Consider the following 16,777-nt stretch of genomic DNA (forward strand, 5'->3'; position numbering starts at 1 on the left):
GGGTCCAAGAGATCGGTCCGGTTACGGTCCGGGGATGGCCGACGACCCGATGGACGACTTCGAGACCACCACGTTCACCCATGGGGGCAAGACCCGCACGGTGTTCCGCATCGGCGAAGGCCCTGCGGTGATCGTCATGGCCGAGATGCCCGGCATCAGCCCCAAGGTGTTGGACTTCGCTCGCCGGGTGGCATCGATCGGGTGCACCGCCGTGGTTCCCCACCTGTTCGGGGCACCGGGGCGAGACCCGGTGCCCGACGGGAAGGCCACCGCCGCCGGCGCCGCCTACATGATTTCGTCGCTGGTGCCCTCCTGTGTGAGCCGGGAGTTCACGGTGTTCGCAACCGGCAAGTCGTCTCCGGTCATCACCTGGCTGCGGGCTCTGGCGGCCCACGAGCACGACCGCTGCGGTGGCCCAGGTGTCGGCGCGGTGGGAATGTGCTTCACCGGCGGCTTTGCCCTGGCCATGGCCGCCGACGACCGGATCTTGGCCCCAGTCCTGTCTCAGCCTTCGATGCCGGTGGCGCTCACCAGCTCCCAGAAGTGCTCGATCGACATCTCCCGCGGCGAGCTGGATGCGGTCAAGCACCGTTGTGCCAACGAGGGACTCGAGGTGATCGGGCTTCGGTTCCGCAGCGATCGACTGGTACCGGCCGAGAGGTTCGAGTTCCTGCGCCGAGAACTAGGTGACTCCTTCGTGGCCGTCGAACTCGAAGACGCCGACGCCAATCCCGACGCGGTCATGACCCCTCATTCGGTCCTCACCGAGCACCTGATCGACGAACCCGGCACCGCCACCAGGGACGCTCTGGAGCTGGTCCTCAACTTGTTCCGAACCCGCCTCCTGACACCCTCCTGACCGGTCACCAAGGCCGCCCCACCGGGCCCGGCGGCTACTAGCCGGTATAGGAGGGCGACGCCGGAAGGGCAGAGGCGGGACGGGCGGGGGCCGGCCGGTTCGACGGCTGTTGTGGCGTCGACGGACCTGATGTGGTTCCCAGGCCACCATCTGGGTGTCTCGGGGTGGTCGTGGGTGGCACCCCCGACGTCGACGACGGCGCGCTGGTCGACGGGAGCGGACCGACCGCGGAGCTAGACGTAGTAGAGGACCCCATCGACGACGGAGTCGCTGGGGTCGACGGCTGGACCGACGACGACGGCGGCGCTGGATACAGCGGGGGGCGTGAGGTCGTGGTGGTTGCGGGCACGGCCGCGGCCGACACCAGCGTGTCGGCCAGTGGGGCCGACTCGGGCAGGCACGACCATGGCGCGCTGGCGGTGCCGGTGACGCTGACGGCACCGAGGGAGACACCCACGGTCACGGCCAAGTCGAAGCTGGTGGCACCGGGCCGCAGCGTCGCCGTCCACGACTCGGGCCTACTGCCGGCGACGGCCTGCCAGTCGGCGGTGACGGTGTAGCCGGCGCTGGGAGAACGGGAATCGGTGCTGACCGAACCGAGGTCTACCTCCAGACCAGGCGGATCTTCGGTGGCCCACCGGGCCGACGCCGCCGGACCGGTGGATGACGCGACGGGTACTCCCTCGGCGTAGTTCCCGTCAGCCAAGGGAACTCGCAGCACCAGATTGTCGAAGGCGAGCTCGACCCAGGCGCTGGCCGCCAGTTCCTCGCCGTAGCTGGCCGCCACCACGGGGCGGACCCGGTCCTGGAGGATCCGTTCTGCCAACCCGGCCAGGTCCACGTTCGCGGTCAGCACGTGGTCGATGGTCCCACCCGCCTCCACCGCCGGGGAGGCCGTCGCCCGCACCGACAGGTCGACGGCGGTGGGCACCCGCTTGATCTCACCGGCGACGGTGTCGCTGATGAGGGCCAGGCCGCTTCTGGTCGGCTCGGCCGCGGGGAGGCACTCTCCCTGCTTGGGGTCGACGGTGGGATCGACCGGATCGGGCATGCATGCCGACGCCTCGGCTGGCGTCAGAAAGCGCACGCCGTCTGACTCCAGGGGCATAAGGGCGTCGACCAGACCGTCGAGCGAACTGGTCCAGATCGAAGCGGACACGAAGTTCACCAACGGACGGTCACCTGCCGGTCTGGCCAGGAGGGAGCGAAGCATGGCGGCCAGTTCGCCGGGTCCGTCGGCATAGGAGGCCCCCGAGGTGAACGCTGGCCTTCCGCCCGGGCTCCAGAACGCCTGGCCGACTCCGCTGCCGTTGCCGTACCCGATGAGAACCCCGTTGGGTGGGCCGTCACCAGCGGCGCCATCCAACGCCGTCCAGGACCCAGCCATGGGGGTTTCCAGGCCCCCGCCCAGCGACCAGAAGCTGGACATCTGGAGTTGGTCCATCAACGAGAACGAGTCACGGTAGAAGGCGGCCGGGTCGGGTAGGAGCGGAGGCGCGGCATAGCCGTACCCGATGATTCCGACCAGTTCGTCTCGCTCGCTGGCCTGATCGACGTAGGTGTCCCACACCGTGGGAGCGAGGATGGCCAGTTGCGGGCCGATCGACCAGCCCAGGGGAATGTCGCCCCGACGGGGACTCATCCACCCGCCGGGGCGCGAGTAGCGGCTCAGCGGAACGTTGAGGTTGTCTCCGTCGCTGATCGCCACGACCACGTTGAGCTGATCCGAGCTACAGGGGGCCACGCCGTCGAGCTCGGGGACCGCGGCCCGGGCCCGGGGTCGATCGGCGCCAACCGCGATGTGGAAGGAAAGGTTCCGGCTGGTATCGGTTGGGATCAGGAACTGACCGTTCACCGACAAGGTTGCCACCGCCGCGGCCTCTTCCTCCCCCGTGTCGGATAGGTACCCGTACACGGCATGACCCGGGGTCGACGCGGTGATGAGCGCGGATACCCGAGCCCAGTCTGGGGAGTTCGGCCTGGTGAATACAGTGGGAATGCCCTGCTGGGAGGTGAAGTCCCAGCTGGCGTCACCGGCTTCCATCACCGCTATCCCCTTGTAGGGCAATCGGTCTCGGTAGTCCCCGATCACCTCTTCGTAGGCCGCGGGTGCGTCGGGCCATCGGCCGCGCAGGTCGTCCAGGAGGCCCAGACCCCGGGCTTCCAGGCTCGGGACCAGGTCTGGGGTGGCGACCACCGCGCCGTCGGCGGCGGCGATGGTGGCGGCCGCGGTCATCGTCCACGGTTCGGACTCTGTGGCCAGCACGTAGCCCGACGCCTCGCCGGCGAATCGGTCGAGCACCTCGTTCACGGTGAGCGTGTCGACCACCGTGACCAGACCCCGGCTCTGGTACTCATCGATCCACCGCTGCGCGCCGCTGTCGCCAGGGTCCTTCAGGTACAGCTGAGCCGAACGACGGTTCACCAGGCCCTGCAACGTCCGCAGCATCATCCGTTCGGCCGTGCCCGACCCGGCCAGGTCGGCCACCCAGGTCGGACCGACCGACGGCCTAGTGGTCAGGAACCTCCCCTCGAGGTCATCTACCGCCGCTGCCATCGCCGGGCGGGTTCTGGACGCGCCTGTTCCGCTGCCGATCACCACCAGCGCGCCGACCACGGCCGCCAGGACCATGGCCACACGGGCTCCCCTGAGCATCGGCGAACCCTACCCAGCACCTGTGACCGATTCTCGGGAAAGACCGCTCCGATGGGCGACCGGGCCGGCACGGGGGGCACAATGGGTTCATGTTCACCGCCATCGACCACGTGGGTATCGCCGTCGCCGACCTCGACGAGGCTCTCGACTTCTACGCCAAGAACTTCGACCTGCGATCGGTGCACGAGGAGGTGAACGAGGAGCAGGGTGTTCGTGAGGCCATGCTGGCGGTGGGTGACTCCGGTAGCTGCATTCAGCTCCTCGCCCCGCTGAAGGCCGACTCGCCCATCGGCAAGTTCTTGGAGCGCAGCGGTCCGGGCATCCAGCAGATGGCCTACCGGGTCGAAGACATCGATGCCGTGTCGGCCACGTTGCGCGAGCGTGGTGTCCGCCTCCTCTACGAGGTGCCCAAGAACGGCACTGCCGGGTCCCGGGTGAACTTCATCCACCCCAAAGACGCCGGCGGCGTCCTGGTCGAACTGGTCGAACCCGGTACCGACCACCACTGAAAGGTGAGGCTCGCCGCCGAGCGAGCGCATCGGTGTTCGATCAAAGAACCCCTGCTTCAGATTCCTTCGACGACCTGGATGATGGTGCCGTCGATGTCGTGGGGGTTGACGTAGGCCACTCGGGTTCCGGCCACACCGGGGTGGGTGACCTGGTCCACGACGTCGTAGCCCTCACGCTCCATCACCGCCACCGCATCGGACGCGTCGGCCACGCGAAGGCCGAGGTGGTGCAGGCCCGGGCCCCACTCTTCCAAGAACGCGGCCAGGTCGGCGTCGTCGTCCACCGGCGACACCAGGTGGAGCGCCACGTCGCCCAAGCGCAACACCGCCACCTCCACACCCTCGTCGGCCACCACCTCGCGGGTCTCCACGGTCAGGCCGAACACGGTGCGGTACTGCTCCAGAGCACCACCCAGATCGGCCACCGCCACGGCGATGTGGTCGAGGCCGATCACGTCGACGCTGGCCCCCGGCGCTCCCGGCTGAGACTCCTCCCCCTTCAGCTCTTCGGCCTCCTCGAAGGGGTTCTTGGCGGTCAGACCCATGCGTGTCTCCCTGCGTTGTGCGGCGGCCGCGGTCGTGGCGACCATGCGGTGACGCCTGCGGTGGATCGCAAGCCTGCCACGCCCGGGACGCGAAGGAACCCCAGCCCATCAGGCCGGGGTTCCTACGACGTTGTTCAGCTGGCGCTAGACCCAGACGGCCCCGATCAACCCCGAGGTTGTCGGTCGGGGCGTCGAGACGCCTCCTGCGACTAGGCGCTGAAGCGCTGGAACAGGGTGATCTTGTCCTCGCCGACCTTGGCGCGGAACTCGGGGTCGTCGATGCCCAGGCCCTTCTCGGGGGCCAGGCACAGCACGCCGGCCTTGCCCTCGATCTGGTTCTGGTGCACGGCCAGGGCGGCCTCGCCGGTCTGCTCCAGGGAGAAGGTCTTGGACAACAGCGGCTGGACCTTGCCCTCGCAGATGAGCTGGTTGGCGGCCCACGCCTCCTTGTAGTTGGCGAAGTGAGAGGAGACGATGCTCTTCAGCTTCATCCACAGGTGGCGGTTGTCGTATTCGATCATGTAGCCGGAGGTGGCGGCGCAGGTGACGATCTTGCCACCGCGGGCCGCAGCGAACACCGAGGCTCCGAAGGTGGAACGACCGGGATGTTCGAACACCGTGTCGACGTCGCGGCCGATCAGGTTGCGAATGTCCTTGCCGAGGCGGCGCCACTCCTTCTCGTCCTGGGTGTGCTCGTCCTTCCAGAACTGGTAGCCGGCTTCCCGACGGTCGATGACGTGCTCGCAGCCCATCTCGCGGAGCAGGTTGGCCCGCTTCTCCGACGAGACCACACCCGACGGGGGTGCCGCCGCCGTTGAGCACGTACTGCACGGCGTAGCCGCCGATGCCGCCGGTGGCGCCCCAGATGAGCACGGCCTGGCCCTGCTTGAGGTCGCCGGCGTGCTTGCTGACGATCATGCGGTAGGAGGTGGAGTTGCACAGCGCGTTGCAGGCCGCCTCTTCCCATGTGAGGTGGGCGGGCTTGGGCATGAGCTGGTTGGCCTTCACCAACGTCAGGTCGGCCAGACCGCCGAAGTTGGTCTCGAAGCCCCAGATCCGCTGGTTGGCGGCGAGCATCGAGTCGTCGTGAGCCGACGGGTCCTGGTCGTCGAGGTAGTTGCAGTGCAAGGTGACCTTGTCGCCCGGCTTCCAGTTGCGCACCGCCGAGCCGACCCGGACGACCACGCCGGAGGCGTCGGAACCCACCACGTGGTACGGCAGGGCGTGGCGGGCGCCCCAGACCGACTCCTTGCCCAGCCGGTCGAGGAACCCGAAGGTGGACAGCGGTTCGAAGATGGACGTCCACACCGTGTTGAAGTTGATGGCCGACGCCATCACCGCCACGTATACCTCGTCGGGGGCCATTTCGGGCGTGGCCACCTCGCCCACGTGCAGCGACTGGCGCGGGTCCTTGTCTTCGGACGCCACCCCCTCCCACATGGTCTGCTCGTCTCGCTTGACGAAGGCCGCCCGGTAGGACTCCGGGATCGGGAGGTTGCCGATGTCGTCGCCGGACGCACCGGCCTGGATGGCGTCGAGGAAGGCCTGCATGGCGGCGCATCCTAGGAAAGCCGCGCCTGCCGACTCCCATCTGTGACACCCCGTCAGACCGGTAGCATCACCAGCCACCAGGACCGGGAGAACCGATGCCACTCACCCCAGACGAGATCGCGGACAAGGAGTTCTCCTTCGGCCTGCGCGGCTACGACCAGACCGAGGTCCGAGAGTTCCTGAGCCTGGTGGCCGCCGAGGTGGCGGGCGGATCGTCTCGGCGCCAACCTCGGCGACGGGTCCCAGCGCCTGGCCCGGGGCGAGCACGGCGACGACCAGGTGGCGGGGCGGTCGACGCCGCGGCCGCCCAGGCCGCCGTGGACCGGGCCCACCGCCGAGGCGGCCGAGATCCGCCGGGCGGCCGAGGCCGAGGCCGAGATCATGCAGCCGAGGCCCAGGCCGGTGCTGGCGGCCGCCGAGGCCGCGGCGCTGCGCCTGGTGGCCGAGGCCCAGGCCCGCATCGACCAACGGCTGTCCGCCCCCAGTGGCGGGGTCGGGGCGGAGACCAGATCGCCATCGATGGCGGGCGCTCCCCACCATCGATGCCCTCAGCGCCGAGATCAGCGCCCCGGTGCGCGGCCGCGAGGACATCCTCCCCAGCTCCAGTTGGTGCGCTCCAGGGTGATGGGCCACCGACGCCGCCGGCCGGCGCCCGGTGGCGCCCAGCCGCTGACCTCGCCCGGATGGGTGATCCGGTGATGCCATCGGTACGCTTGACCGGACCGTCAAGCCAACCTCTGAGGGGAAACTCCAATGGCCGGATCCGTGATCATCAATGGCGCCCGCACTCCCGTGGGCAAGCTGTCGGGAGCCTTCTCTGGCTTCAGTGCTGCCGAGCTCGGTGGGTTCGCCATCAAGGCCGCCCTGGAGCGGGCCGGGGTTACCGCCGAACAGGTGCAGTACGTGTTCATGGGTCACGTCCTCCAGGCTGGCGCCGGTCAGATCACCGCCCGGCAGGCCGCGGTCAAGGCCGGGATCGGCATGGGTGTGCCGGCCACCACCGTCAACAAGGTGTGCCCCTCTGGCATGCATGCCATCTACCTGGCCGACCTGATGATCCAGGCCGGTGAGGCCGACATCGTGATCGCTGGTGGCATGGAGTCCATGACCAACGCCCCCTACCTCCTGCCCGGTGCCCGCGGCGGCTACCGCCTCGGCGACCAGAAGGTCGTCGACTCGCTCATGTACGACGGCCTGTGGGACCAGTTCGACCACGTGGCCATGGGCGCGGGCACCGAGGCCTACTGCGGCAAGGAGCCCCAGGGCATCTCCCGCGAGGAGCAGGACGAGTTCGCCGCTGCTTCCCACCAGCGGGCGGCGGCGGCCGCCAAGAACGGCCTCTTCGACAACGAGATCGCCCCGGTCTCGGTCCCCCAGCGCAAGGGTGACCCCCTGGTGGTCAGCGAAGACGAAGGCGTGCGCGGTGACACCACCGCCGACAGCCTGGGCAAGCTTCGCCCCGCCTTCGACAAGGCCGGCAACATCACCGCCGGCAACGCCAGCCAGATCTCCGACGGTGGCGCCGCCCTGGTGATGATGTCGAAGGCCAAGGCCGACGAGCTGGGTCTGGCCCCGCTGGCCGAGGTCGTCGGCTACGGCCAGGTGGCCGGACCCGACGCGTCGCTGCTGCACCAGCCCTCCAACGCCATCGAGGCCGCCTTGGCCCGAGCCGGCAAGTCGGTGACCGACGTGGACCTCTTCGAGCTGAACGAGGCCTTCGCCGCGGTGGGCATCGCTTCCATGCGTGACCTGGGCATCACCGCCGATGTGACCAACGTGAACGGTGGCGCCATCGCCATCGGTCATCCGCTCGGCATGTCGGGCACCCGCGTCACCCTCACCCTCGCCCTCGAGCTGGCTCGCCGGGGCGGCGGACTCGGCGCTGCTGCTCTGTGCGGCGGCGGCGGCCAGGGCGACGCCATCCTCCTCCAGGTGGCCGGCTGACAGACCCGGTAGTAGGCGAACCTCGGTTCCCGCCGCTCGCCGACTGCGCTCGAACTTACGAAGGGGCGGCCTCAACGGCCGCCCCTTCGTTGCGTTCTAGCCGCGGTCAGTCGCCGCCAGTTGGTCACATCTGACGGCGACCTTCCAGGGCTCGGCCCAGGGTCAGCTCGTCGGCGTACTCCAGGTCTCCACCCACCGGAAGGCCACTGGCGATGCGGGTCACCTTCAGACCGGCCGGTTCCAACTGACGGGCAAGGTACATAGCGGTGGCCTCCCCCTCGATGTTGAGATTGGTGCACAAGATGATCTCCTGGATGCCCTCGGGCACGATCCGGGCCATCAACTCACGGATGCGGAGTTGGTCGGCGCCGATTCCCTCCATCGGGTTCAACGCCCCTTGCAGCACGTGGTAGCGGCCGCGGAACTCGCCGGTCTTCTCCACCGCCACCACATCCTTGGGATCCTCGACCACACACACAACCGAGGGGTCGCGTCGGTCATCTCGACAGATCCCACATTCGGGGGAATCAGCCAGGTTGAAGCAGCGACTGCACCAGGCCACCTTCTCCTTCGCCTTCTCGATGGCCCGCGACAGGCGCAGGGCGTCCTCGGTGGACAACTTGAGAAGGTGGAAGGCGATGCGTTGGGCCGACTTGGGACCCACCCCCGGCAGACGACCGAGTTCGTCGATGAGGTCCTGAACCGGACCGGCGTAGGCCGACACCGCCGTTCAGTCGGCAGAGCCGGTCAGGCCACCCAGGTCGAACCCTCCCAGGTCCATTCCCGGCAGATCGAAGCCCCCGCCCATGGCCCCTTGTTGCAGCTCGTTGACCTGTTCGACGGCGTGGCGAAGCGCGGCAAGGACAAGGTCCTGGAGCATCTCGACATCGTCGGGATCGACGGCCGAAGCGTCGATGGCCACCGCTGATGGTTCGAAGGCCCCCGACAGGGTGATCCGGACCACGCCGCCCCCGGCCACGCCCTCGATCAGCGTCTCGGCGGCGTGCTGTTGAGCTTCGACCAGCTGAGCCTGCATGGCCGAGGCCTGCTCCAGGAGGGCTCCGAAGTCGAAGCCTCCGCCGCCGAGCACCGCGGCCAGGGGGTTGTCGGGAGCGCCGTCTATGTCGATCAGGTCGTCGGCCGCGGCCGCGATCACGTCGTCGGCGGGAATGGCATCGGGGTCAGACATGGGGAACCTCCGAGATCGGGCAGGCATCGGGATGTGGGGCAGGGTGGAGCACACGGTCAGGAACCTTCGACGAAGGTGGCGCCGGGGAAGGCTTCGGTCAGGGCTTGGACCCCACCCACCGACGCGTCGGGGGCATCGTCGAGGTCGTGTACATCTTCCCCCTGAAGATGATCGAAGTCATCGGTCACCTCGGTGGGCGTCGATGGCCGCCGGTCACCTCCGGTCACTGACCCGCCACCGGGTGCCGGCCCGGCCCCGGTATCGCCGGCCACCAGGCTCAAGCGGACCGGCGAGCCCAGCGCCGCCGACAGGGCGACCTCGACGTCTGCCTTCTTCTGCTCGCATTTCTGGCGATGTACGTCGTTGGGAACGCTGACCGTGACCTCATCGCCCGCAACCGACACCACGGTTCCAGCCGCGAACATTCCCTTGGTCAGCCCCCCCAGGCCCGGGATGTCCTGCCAGATATCGACGATGTCGTCGAGGGTGAGAGGGCTTGCACTACCCGACTCGGCCGGCGATGTCGTGGGAGCCGGCAGAGGGGACGCTGGGGGACCGGGTGACTCCGGCGGCGCGGTTGGCGCCGAGCTTCCCGCAGATGGAGACGGGGGAGGAGGCGCGGGTGACGTCGGCGGTGCCGGGGGGGTTTGGGTTGGTGCAGCCGGAGGCGGTGACGACGAAGGCGCCTTGCCCGCCCGGCGAGCTGCCAGCTCGGCCCGGGCCGCGTCGGCGGGTCGGCCTCCGCTGCGACCAGCCGCTGGTCCCTGGGCTCCGCCACGCGACCCAGCGCCGGGTGCCGCAGTGGCAGCGGACGGCGGAGCGTCCGGCACCGGTTTGGCCGATGCGGCAGCGGTCGATGGTGGACCACCCCTTCCGCCAGGGGTCGGCCCTCCACCAGAACCGGAGCTGTTCAGCGGGACGCCGCTGGCCAACGAGGCCAAAGAGTCTTCGAGGCGAGCGATGCGGGCCTCCAACGCCGCCACCGAAGAGTCCCCGTCGACCCGGGTGAGCTTCACCACCGCAACCTCGAGTGGGATGCGCGGATCAGGGGCCTGGCGCATCTCCAAGAGGGCATCACCGATCGCCTCCAAGGCTCGGGTGGTAGCCCTGTCTCCGAGCTGATCAGCCCAGGCCTGGACCTGCTCCAGGTCACCGGCCGGGAGGTGGTCGGTGCCCGCCCCCCATTCGCAACAAGAAGACGTCGCGCAACCGGGCCAACACCTCTTCGCCCAAGACTCGGGCATCTCGACCCGAGCCGAGAGCATCGGCCACCGCTACCAGGGCACGGCCGGCATCGGCGGCGGCAATGGCGTTGACCAGATCGACCGCAGAAGCCGAGTCGTCAACCACACCGCCCGCCGCGGCCACCCGGTCGAGTGCCGAGAGCGTGTCTCGGGCCGAGCCTGCCCCGGCCCGCACCACCGGATCGATGACCTCGGGGTCCAGCTCCAGGCCAGCGTCGTGGATCACCCAGGCCACGTGCTCGGCAAGTTCGTCGGCTGACAGCAGGTGGAACTCGTAGTGCTGGGTCCGGCTGCGGATGGTGGCCAGAACCTTGTGAGGATCGGTGGTGGCCAGCACGAACACCACGTGGTCGGGCGGTTCCTCCAAAGTCTTGAGCAGTGCCGCCGATGCCGCAGCGGTGAGCATGTGAACCTCGTCGAGGATGTACACCTTGGTGCGGCCCGGCGAGCCGAGGTTGGCCCGTCCCACCAGCTCCCGGACGTTCTCCACGCCGTTGTTGGACGCAGCGTCTAGTTCCTGGACGTCATAGGACGTGCCTGAGTCGATCGAGGTGCAGCTATCGCAGGTGCCACACGGTTCGCCGTCGGCGAGCTGCTCGCAGTTGAGCGCCTTGGCCAGGATCCGGGCGGTGGATGTCTTTCCCGTTCCCCTCGGCCCGCTGAACAGATAGGCGTGACCCACCCGGTCGTCACGCACCGCGTTGCGCAGCGCCCGGACCACCTGTTCTTGGCCCCGCACGTCGCTGAAGCGGCGCGGTCGGTAGCGGCGGTAGAGAGACTGGTAGGCCATCGCCCGTCACCCTACCGATCCTCGCCGACAGCGTTGCCCGGTCCGGGACGGGCGCGGTCGCGCGAGGTCACGCTGGGTTGTCAGCGAGGTCACGATGAACGCGGCAGGATCGAAACCGGGTATTGTGTGGGTCCGTTCGCACCCGCAGGTGGCGGCCGGGTCCTGTGCAACCACAGCCCGTGAACCGAGTCAGGGCCGGAAGGCAGCAGCTCTCAGCGGTGTCTGAGGTGTGCCGCAGATCGCCTGGCCGCCTCCTGCGGGTGCGACCGGAAAAGCAACACCCTGGAGGGGTGCGAGAGCGGCCGAATCGGCACGCTTGGAAAGCGTGTGTGGGGAAACTCACCGTGGGTTCGAATCCCACCCTCTCCGCCAGTTAGGTGAAGCACGTCCCCGCCCGCCGTTCAGTCGGGCGGGGACGTGCTTCTTCTCCCTGACAGACCCCTGCATGGCCGGGAGCGTGGGCCTGCGTTCCGCCCGCACGTCCCTTAGGACCCGAGCGGATAAGTCCGGTCGCCGTCGCTGCGAGGGTGATCTTCACCCGGCTGCGAACCCGTCTGCGTGGCGCTGCCGTGCGCCATTTCGATGAGACCTCGGCACCTGTCGCTGGGGCCAACAGAGGGGTTCATGTCGATTCGACCTCAATTGGCGCACCGAACCAGACGGAATGGTCACCATCACCGCCAGTCTCGCCCCCGCCACCGCCGGCGCGGTGTGCGCGGTGATCGACGCGCATGTCACCCGATCGGCCGCGCCCGCAGGCGCGTCACTGCCCCAACAACGAGCCGACGCACTGGCCGAGATCGCCACCAACGGCGGCAACAACGTCGGCCGAGGTGGTGATCCACGTTCGAGGAGACGCCACCACCCTGGCCGACGGCACCCCCATCAGAACGATCTGGCCAACGAAGCCGGCACCGAGACCGCCGACTAGGTAGCCCGCTCAGCTCGGGGCTGACCGTCATCGCCGTGTGAGACGACGGGTCGGCCTGAGCCATCCAGCGATCGTTGCTTCGCTTTCTCAGTCCGTGTGCTCGGGCAACCCGAGCGCGGGCTCGTCGATCGGGGATAATGGACAGGTGAGCACGGGGTTCGGACACTCCGAGGGCGAGGGGCGGCACACCGTCTCTATCGACGACTTCGTCATCGCACGGAACCCCGAGGAGGACTCTTCCCTGCCCTATCTGGTCCGGCTCCCTCTCCGGACCTGACGGCATCGTGCTGAAGGTCAGGGAGATCTGGCCTCGTACCGCCAAGCTGTACTGCCACCCCGCAGCGGGATGGCCATCAGCACCGGAGATAATCGAGCGGGTGCCGGTGAGATCGTGTTCCCGCCGGGGAGCGGCGATCGACCTGGTCCTAGAACGCGGGCGGGAGAATCGGTCCCAGTTCGTGTTCGCCAAGGCGCGGGGTCGCGACGTCATCTTCTGGCAATCGGCACGCACCAGCCGGCAGGCCCGACCGAACGTCACGATCCCGACCAAACGAGCTTCTGGCCATGTCCTCGAGATCCTCGTCGACAGCCACGAGCAACGACCCTGGCGCTTCAACCAACAGCAGGCGACCATCGCACGAACGGCTTTGACCGCTGGCGACTACGGGGTCGAGGTCGACGGCAAGCTCATCGCCTCGGTCGAGCGGAAAAGCCTCCCGGACCTCGTGTCCACCATGACCGGGGGCAAGCTCCGATACGTGCTCGCCGCGCTGGCCGACGTACCGAGATCTGCTCTGGTCGTCGAGGATCGGTACTCGGCGATCTTCAAGCTCGTTCATGTCAGACCGGCGACGATCGCAGAGGGTCTCGCCGAAGCTCAGGTCCGATTTCCCGACGTACCGATCGTGTTCGGTGAGACACGACCCCTCGCCCAGGAGTGGACCTACCGCTTCCTCGGTGCCGCGCTCGAGCACCACCTCAGCGACACGGTTGCGAGGGAGTTGACCGATGTCCTCCCACTGGCAGTACCCCTCGAGCCAGCACCGCCGTCGACTGCTTCCATCCGCGCCTGGGCCACCCAGCAGGGTTTGCCGGTCGCCGCCAAGGGCCGGCTACGGCCCGAGATCGTCGCCGCCTACAACGACGCCCATCACCGGGCCCACACGAGCACCTCTGGGGACGACAGCACGCGCCAGCAGGTCCCGGCGGGTCCGGCTCCCAGTTGAGCCGGACCGGTACAACCGCGCCTCCGGTGACTCCGATGTCACGAGCCAGATGTCCTGACGGATCGCCCACCTACGCTGCCCGCGACTCCCGTGTTTGACGTCACCGCTGGTCAAGGCCTACGGGCGGCGAAGAAGTCGGTGAGGAGTTGGGCGGATTCTTCGGCCCGCACCCCGTGTACGACCTTGGTCATGTGGTTCAGGCGGGGGTCGACGGCGAAGTTGTAGAGGGACCCGGTGGCCCCGGCCTTGAGGTCGGCAGCACCGAACACCACGGTGCCGACCTGAGCCGCCCAGATCGCACCGGCGCACATCAGGCACGGCTCCAGGGTGACCACCAGGGTTGCGTCGTGAAGACGTCGACCGCCGACCGCCTCGGCCGCCCGCCGAATGGCCAGAACCTCGGCGTGTGCGGTCGGATCGCCCGACGCCTCCCGCTCGTTGTGGGCCCGGGCCACGATCTCCCCGTCGACCATCACCACTGCCCCCACGGGCACGTCACCTTTGACCTCGGCCTGATGCGCCTCGGCCAGCGCTTCCCCCATTGCCTGGCAATAGTGGTCGTAAGAGGGGTCCGGTTCGGGCACGATGCAACGGTAACGAGCGGTCTCAACACTCCCCGATTTCTGCTTCGCGTGTGGCGTTAGCCACATCGATCGGTAATGTCCCAGGGCTTGCCCTGGTGGAGACACAACCCCGACAAACCGACACCGGCCGAGGAGGCCCATCACGGGCATGGGAGGAGACTCGATGCCAACTGAGGTGGCGAGCGGCGAGCTCGCAAAGCAGCGATTTGCCGAACCCGATTCCCAGCTCAGCCGAACCGTGCGCGGGGCCGTGGCCGGGGAGGTGGGCGGCGCGGTGTTCGCCATCTTCGTCATCTGGTTCACCACGACCCTCGACGCCCCCGGGAAAGCCGCGTTGTTGATGATTTCGACCGTGGCTACGGGAAGCGGGTCTGTCGCCGACGGTACGGCCAACGTGGCTGTAGGCGTACTTGTACACCTGGCGCTGTCGGCCGCCTACGGCATGATCTTCGCTCAGTTCGTTCCCCGGATGCGCACCAACGCGACGCTGCTGGTTTCTGCTGGCCTCTACGGGATCTTGATCTACGCCATCAACTTCCAGATCCTCTCGCCGCTCTACTTCCATGCCTTCCAGGACGCCAACCAACCCTTCATGTGGCTGGTCCACGTCATCTACGGCCAGTTGCTCGCTGTCATCTTCATGTCCCGAGGGGTCCGGTCCCGCGAGCCCCGCTTCTTGTGGAGATGACCAAGGAGGCGAGCAGACAGGCGTGCCGCCCCACAAGCACGGCGTGGTTGAACCGAGGCAAAGCCTCGGTCTGGTCAACCTCGCAGCGACTACGACCGGACCTACCGCAAGGACCCTGAGATGAGCCAAGCGCCACCAGACCAGACCCCATCTGACGGGGAGAACCCGAGCGAGTCGGTCGAACAACGACTGGCCCGACAGCGGCGGGAGGCCGCTCTTCGCTTGTCCACCGGCGACGCACCCGCCACGCCCGCCGAGCCCGCTTCAGACAAGCCGGGCGAGGCGCCGTACTTCGAGGCCAAGGTTTCGCCGATCGGGGGAGACATCGACTCAGCCGGGGGCCGGATAATGGTGTGGCCGGACCGCCTCGAGGTGATCGACGCAACCGGCCGCCTGGACGGGCGGATGCCCATTGACACAATCGCCAAGGTCAAGGTCACCAAGCGACTCACATCGGTGACGGTCAAGATCACCGGATCCACGCACCGCCGGCTCACGATCAAGGGTGTGAAGCCGGCTGATGCCACCGGTCTGCGCCATGCGCTGGCCGATCTTCGCACCCCAAACCCCGCCGGCTCCAAGGGTGTGCCCACCGCCGATGCCATCCGCCACCTAAAGGAGCTGGTCGACATCGGCATCCTCACCGACGAGGACTTCAACGATCGTCGTTCTCGCCTGTGAGGGTCCTGAACCGAAGCCGCGACGGCGACCACGAACCTGTCCGCCGCCAAGCCCTACTACCTATCGGTATCAGTTGGGCCGCCTCCTGCGATCCGAGTAGCGTCACCTGACGGAGGGTTGCCAGAGCGGACGAATGGGACGGTCTCGAAAACCGTTGTGGGTGCAAGCTCACCGTGGGTTCAAATCCCACACCCTCCGCCACCAAGAAACCCCCGGCCCAGGCCGGGGGTTTCTTCGATTTCAGTGGGTGACGGCGTGACCGGGTGAGGACGGAACTGACCGGGTGCGGACGCCGACCCCCGAGTGGAGGACGGAAGGGACTCAGTCGGCCTGGAGGACGGCCTCGACCTCCAGGTACACCTTGATCTTGTCGCCCACGACGACGCCGGGGCCGTCCATCGGAACCTCGAAGTCGACGCCGAACTGCTTGCGGCTGATCTCGGTCTCGGCCGAGAACCCGGCACGGGTGCCGCCCCAGGGGTCGGGGTGGGTGCCGTTGAACTCGAGGTCGAGCTCGACGGGCAAGGTCGTGCCCTTGATGGTGAGAACCGATGGTGAGGGTGCCGGTGAAGGACTCGAAGGTGCCCTTCACCTTGCTGACCATGAGGTGACGGACGCTGAAGCCCACCTCGGAGTGGGAGGGATCGATGGTCCAGGTGCCGGCGGGGATCTGGGGGGTGGTCATGGTTCGTCTCCAGTAGGTGAAGGTTCGATAGTTGCGAGTGCAATCACTATCTCTCAACTTCATTGATCTGTCAACTATTCCTCGGTAGGCTGATTTCCATGGGACCCACGACCGAGCCCACCGAGCCCACCGAGCCCACGAGCCCACCGTCGAAACCCGATGGCTCGACTCCACCGAGATCGCGGCCTGGAGGAGCTTCATCCACGGCACCCGCCACCTCTTCGCCGCCCTCGACCAGGACCTGAAGCCGCACGGTCTCAGTGGCGACGACTACGGCGTGCTGGTCGCCCTGTCCGACTCACCCGACAACCAGCTCAGGATGGCCGATCTGGCCGAGCAGTCCGCCCAGTCGCGCAGTCGCCTCTCCCACCACGTCGCCCGCCTCGAAGACCGCGGCCTGGTGGAGCGCATCTCATGCCCAGAAGACCGGCGAGGTCAGTACGCCGTGCTCACCGCCCGCGGCCGAGAACTTCTGGAGCAGGCCGCCCCCCACCACGTCGCCAGCGTCAGGACTCACTTCCTGGATCACCTGGGACCCCACGACCTCGAAACCCTGGGCGCGGTGTTCGGGCGGCTCTACCCGTCGCCCACTACCGACCCGAACTGAACCGGTGAGCTCCCTCGGGCCACGGTCACCAAGAGCCGACGAGCGCGGCGAAGCCTGACCGCCGGGCACTCCGGGCGCGTCGGGTGAT

Annotated in this window: 15 protein-coding genes, 2 tRNA genes, 1 other RNA gene and 3 pseudogenes; 11 read left to right on the forward strand and 10 right to left on the reverse strand. The window is 68.0% G+C overall.

The genetic code is table 11. From position 1 onward, the window contains the following. Positions 1 to 34 precede the first annotated feature (34 nt). Complete coding sequence (locus tag IPG97_06410; GenBank protein MBK6856189.1) at positions 35 to 859, forward strand: dienelactone hydrolase family protein; 825 nt, start codon at positions 35 to 37, stop codon at positions 857 to 859. Positions 860 to 896: 37 nt separating this feature from the next. On the opposite strand, the gene IPG97_06415 is transcribed toward IPG97_06410, so the two are convergent. Continuing rightward, positions 897 to 3,515: a hypothetical protein gene (locus IPG97_06415; protein ID MBK6856190.1), complete on the reverse strand. Its 2,619-nt coding sequence runs from the start codon at positions 3,513 to 3,515 to the stop codon at positions 897 to 899. Between the two features lie 89 nt (positions 3,516 to 3,604). Between IPG97_06415 and mce the strand changes: the two genes are divergently transcribed. After that, positions 3,605 to 4,024 (forward strand): methylmalonyl-CoA epimerase, encoded by a 420-nt coding sequence (mce, locus tag IPG97_06420; protein MBK6856191.1) that lies wholly within the window; start codon positions 3,605 to 3,607, stop codon positions 4,022 to 4,024. A 56-nt stretch (positions 4,025 to 4,080) separates the two neighbouring features. Here mce and IPG97_06425 read toward each other — a convergent pair whose 3' ends face one another. The 3 genes and pseudogenes from IPG97_06425 to IPG97_06435 all read right to left on the reverse strand — a co-directional run bounded on the left by IPG97_06425 (position 4,081) and on the right by IPG97_06435 (position 6,581). Then, a complete protein-coding gene (locus IPG97_06425; protein ID MBK6856192.1) occupies positions 4,081 to 4,569 on the reverse strand; it encodes a VOC family protein in 489 nt (162 codons plus the stop codon). Between the two features lie 209 nt (positions 4,570 to 4,778). Continuing rightward, positions 4,779 to 6,120 (reverse strand): annotated as a pseudogene (ccrA, locus tag IPG97_06430) (crotonyl-CoA carboxylase/reductase). A gap of 53 nt (positions 6,121 to 6,173) precedes the next feature. After that, positions 6,174 to 6,581, reverse strand: a complete 408-nt coding sequence (locus tag IPG97_06435) for a hypothetical protein (protein ID MBK6856193.1) — start codon at positions 6,579 to 6,581, stop codon at positions 6,174 to 6,176. 292 nt (positions 6,582 to 6,873) lie between these two features. Here IPG97_06435 and IPG97_06440 point away from each other — a divergent pair, with 292 nt between their 5' ends. Then, positions 6,874 to 8,064, forward strand: coding sequence for an acetyl-CoA C-acetyltransferase (locus tag IPG97_06440; protein ID MBK6856194.1), 1,191 nt, complete (start codon positions 6,874 to 6,876; stop codon positions 8,062 to 8,064). Positions 8,065 to 8,188: 124 nt separating this feature from the next. Here the strand turns inward: IPG97_06440 and recR are convergent, their stop codons facing one another. The 4 genes from recR to dnaX are packed head-to-tail and all read right to left on the reverse strand — an operon-like array spanning position 8,189 to position 11,287. Next, on the reverse strand, positions 8,189 to 8,788 hold the full coding sequence (gene recR, locus IPG97_06445) for a recombination protein RecR (protein MBK6856195.1): 600 nt from the start codon (positions 8,786 to 8,788) through the stop codon (positions 8,189 to 8,191). Between the two features lie 6 nt (positions 8,789 to 8,794). After that, the gene (locus IPG97_06450) at positions 8,795 to 9,253 is read right to left on the reverse strand and encodes a YbaB/EbfC family nucleoid-associated protein (GenBank protein MBK6856196.1); all 459 of its coding nucleotides are present in this window, start codon (positions 9,251 to 9,253) and stop codon (positions 8,795 to 8,797) included. Positions 9,254 to 9,309: 56 nt separating this feature from the next. Beyond that, positions 9,310 to 10,344, reverse strand: a complete 1,035-nt coding sequence (locus IPG97_06455) for a hypothetical protein (GenBank protein MBK6856197.1) — start codon at positions 10,342 to 10,344, stop codon at positions 9,310 to 9,312. Positions 10,345 to 10,402: 58 nt separating this feature from the next. Further along, positions 10,403 to 11,287 carry a DNA polymerase III subunit gamma/tau gene (gene dnaX, locus IPG97_06460; protein ID MBK6856198.1) on the reverse strand — a complete coding sequence of 295 codons (885 nt, stop codon included), beginning with the start codon at positions 11,285 to 11,287 and terminating at the stop codon, positions 10,403 to 10,405. 153 nt (positions 11,288 to 11,440) lie between these two features. Here dnaX and ffs point away from each other — a divergent pair. The 4 genes and pseudogenes from ffs (at position 11,441) to IPG97_06480 (ending at position 13,444) form a co-directional block, all read left to right on the forward strand. Then, positions 11,441 to 11,539: signal recognition particle sRNA small type (gene ffs, locus IPG97_06465), an RNA gene on the forward strand. 32 nt (positions 11,540 to 11,571) lie between these two features. Continuing rightward, positions 11,572 to 11,659: transfer RNA gene (locus tag IPG97_06470), tRNA-Ser, on the forward strand. Positions 11,660 to 11,951: 292 nt separating this feature from the next. Next, positions 11,952 to 12,218 carry a hypothetical protein gene (locus IPG97_06475; protein MBK6856199.1) on the forward strand — a complete coding sequence of 89 codons (267 nt, stop codon included), beginning with the start codon at positions 11,952 to 11,954 and terminating at the stop codon, positions 12,216 to 12,218. Positions 12,219 to 12,414: 196 nt separating this feature from the next. Further along, a pseudogene (locus IPG97_06480) lies at positions 12,415 to 13,444 on the forward strand (Lsr2 family protein). 110 nt (positions 13,445 to 13,554) lie between these two features. Here the strand turns inward: IPG97_06480 and IPG97_06485 are convergent. After that, positions 13,555 to 14,094: a nucleoside deaminase gene (locus tag IPG97_06485; GenBank protein MBK6856200.1), complete on the reverse strand. Its 540-nt coding sequence runs from the start codon at positions 14,092 to 14,094 to the stop codon at positions 13,555 to 13,557. 97 nt (positions 14,095 to 14,191) lie between these two features. Here IPG97_06485 and IPG97_06490 point away from each other — a divergent pair, with 97 nt between their 5' ends. The 3 genes from IPG97_06490 to IPG97_06500 all read left to right on the forward strand — a co-directional run bounded on the left by IPG97_06490 (position 14,192) and on the right by IPG97_06500 (position 15,598). Then, on the forward strand, positions 14,192 to 14,716 hold the full coding sequence (locus IPG97_06490) for a hypothetical protein (protein ID MBK6856201.1): 525 nt from the start codon (positions 14,192 to 14,194) through the stop codon (positions 14,714 to 14,716). Positions 14,717 to 14,836: 120 nt separating this feature from the next. Next, entirely contained in the window at positions 14,837 to 15,397 is a 561-nt protein-coding gene (locus IPG97_06495) for a hypothetical protein (GenBank protein ID MBK6856202.1), read from the forward strand. Positions 15,398 to 15,508: 111 nt separating this feature from the next. Beyond that, a tRNA-Ser gene (locus tag IPG97_06500) sits at positions 15,509 to 15,598 on the forward strand. 120 nt (positions 15,599 to 15,718) lie between these two features. Here IPG97_06500 and IPG97_06505 read toward each other — a convergent pair. Continuing rightward, positions 15,719 to 16,082 (reverse strand): annotated as a pseudogene (locus IPG97_06505) (YceI family protein). A gap of 178 nt (positions 16,083 to 16,260) precedes the next feature. Between IPG97_06505 and IPG97_06510 the strand changes: the two are divergent. Continuing rightward, the gene (locus tag IPG97_06510) at positions 16,261 to 16,689 is read left to right on the forward strand and encodes a MarR family transcriptional regulator (protein ID MBK6856203.1); all 429 of its coding nucleotides are present in this window, start codon (positions 16,261 to 16,263) and stop codon (positions 16,687 to 16,689) included. Positions 16,690 to 16,777: the final 88 nt, after the last annotated feature.

The organism is Microthrixaceae bacterium (assembly GCA_016702505.1).
In the GTDB taxonomy this organism is placed as follows: domain Bacteria; phylum Actinomycetota; class Acidimicrobiia; order Acidimicrobiales; family Iamiaceae; genus Aquihabitans.

Excerpts from the sequence above, each read along its gene's own strand:
- IPG97_06490 (MBK6856201.1), top strand. The coding sequence starts at position 14,192 with ATGCCAACTGAGGTGGCGAGCGGCGAGCTCGCAAAGCAGCGATTTGCC.
- IPG97_06410 (MBK6856189.1), top strand. The coding sequence starts at position 35 with ATGGCCGACGACCCGATGGACGACTTCGAGACCACCACGTTCACCCAT.
- IPG97_06440 (MBK6856194.1), top strand. The coding sequence starts at position 6,874 with ATGGCCGGATCCGTGATCATCAATGGCGCCCGCACTCCCGTGGGCAAG.
- mce (MBK6856191.1), top strand. The coding sequence starts at position 3,605 with ATGTTCACCGCCATCGACCACGTGGGTATCGCCGTCGCCGACCTCGAC.
- IPG97_06425 (MBK6856192.1), bottom strand. The coding sequence starts at position 4,569 with ATGGGTCTGACCGCCAAGAACCCCTTCGAGGAGGCCGAAGAGCTGAAG.
- IPG97_06435 (MBK6856193.1), bottom strand. The coding sequence starts at position 6,581 with ATGCGGGCCTGGGCCTCGGCCACCAGGCGCAGCGCCGCGGCCTCGGCG.
- IPG97_06485 (MBK6856200.1), bottom strand. The coding sequence starts at position 14,094 with ATGTGGCTAACGCCACACGCGAAGCAGAAATCGGGGAGTGTTGAGACC.
- IPG97_06495 (MBK6856202.1), top strand. The coding sequence starts at position 14,837 with ATGAGCCAAGCGCCACCAGACCAGACCCCATCTGACGGGGAGAACCCG.
- dnaX (MBK6856198.1), bottom strand. The coding sequence starts at position 11,287 with ATGGCCTACCAGTCTCTCTACCGCCGCTACCGACCGCGCCGCTTCAGC.
- IPG97_06475 (MBK6856199.1), top strand. The coding sequence starts at position 11,952 with ATGGTCACCATCACCGCCAGTCTCGCCCCCGCCACCGCCGGCGCGGTG.
- IPG97_06450 (MBK6856196.1), bottom strand. The coding sequence starts at position 9,253 with ATGTCTGACCCCGATGCCATTCCCGCCGACGACGTGATCGCGGCCGCG.
- IPG97_06415 (MBK6856190.1), bottom strand. The coding sequence starts at position 3,515 with ATGCTCAGGGGAGCCCGTGTGGCCATGGTCCTGGCGGCCGTGGTCGGC.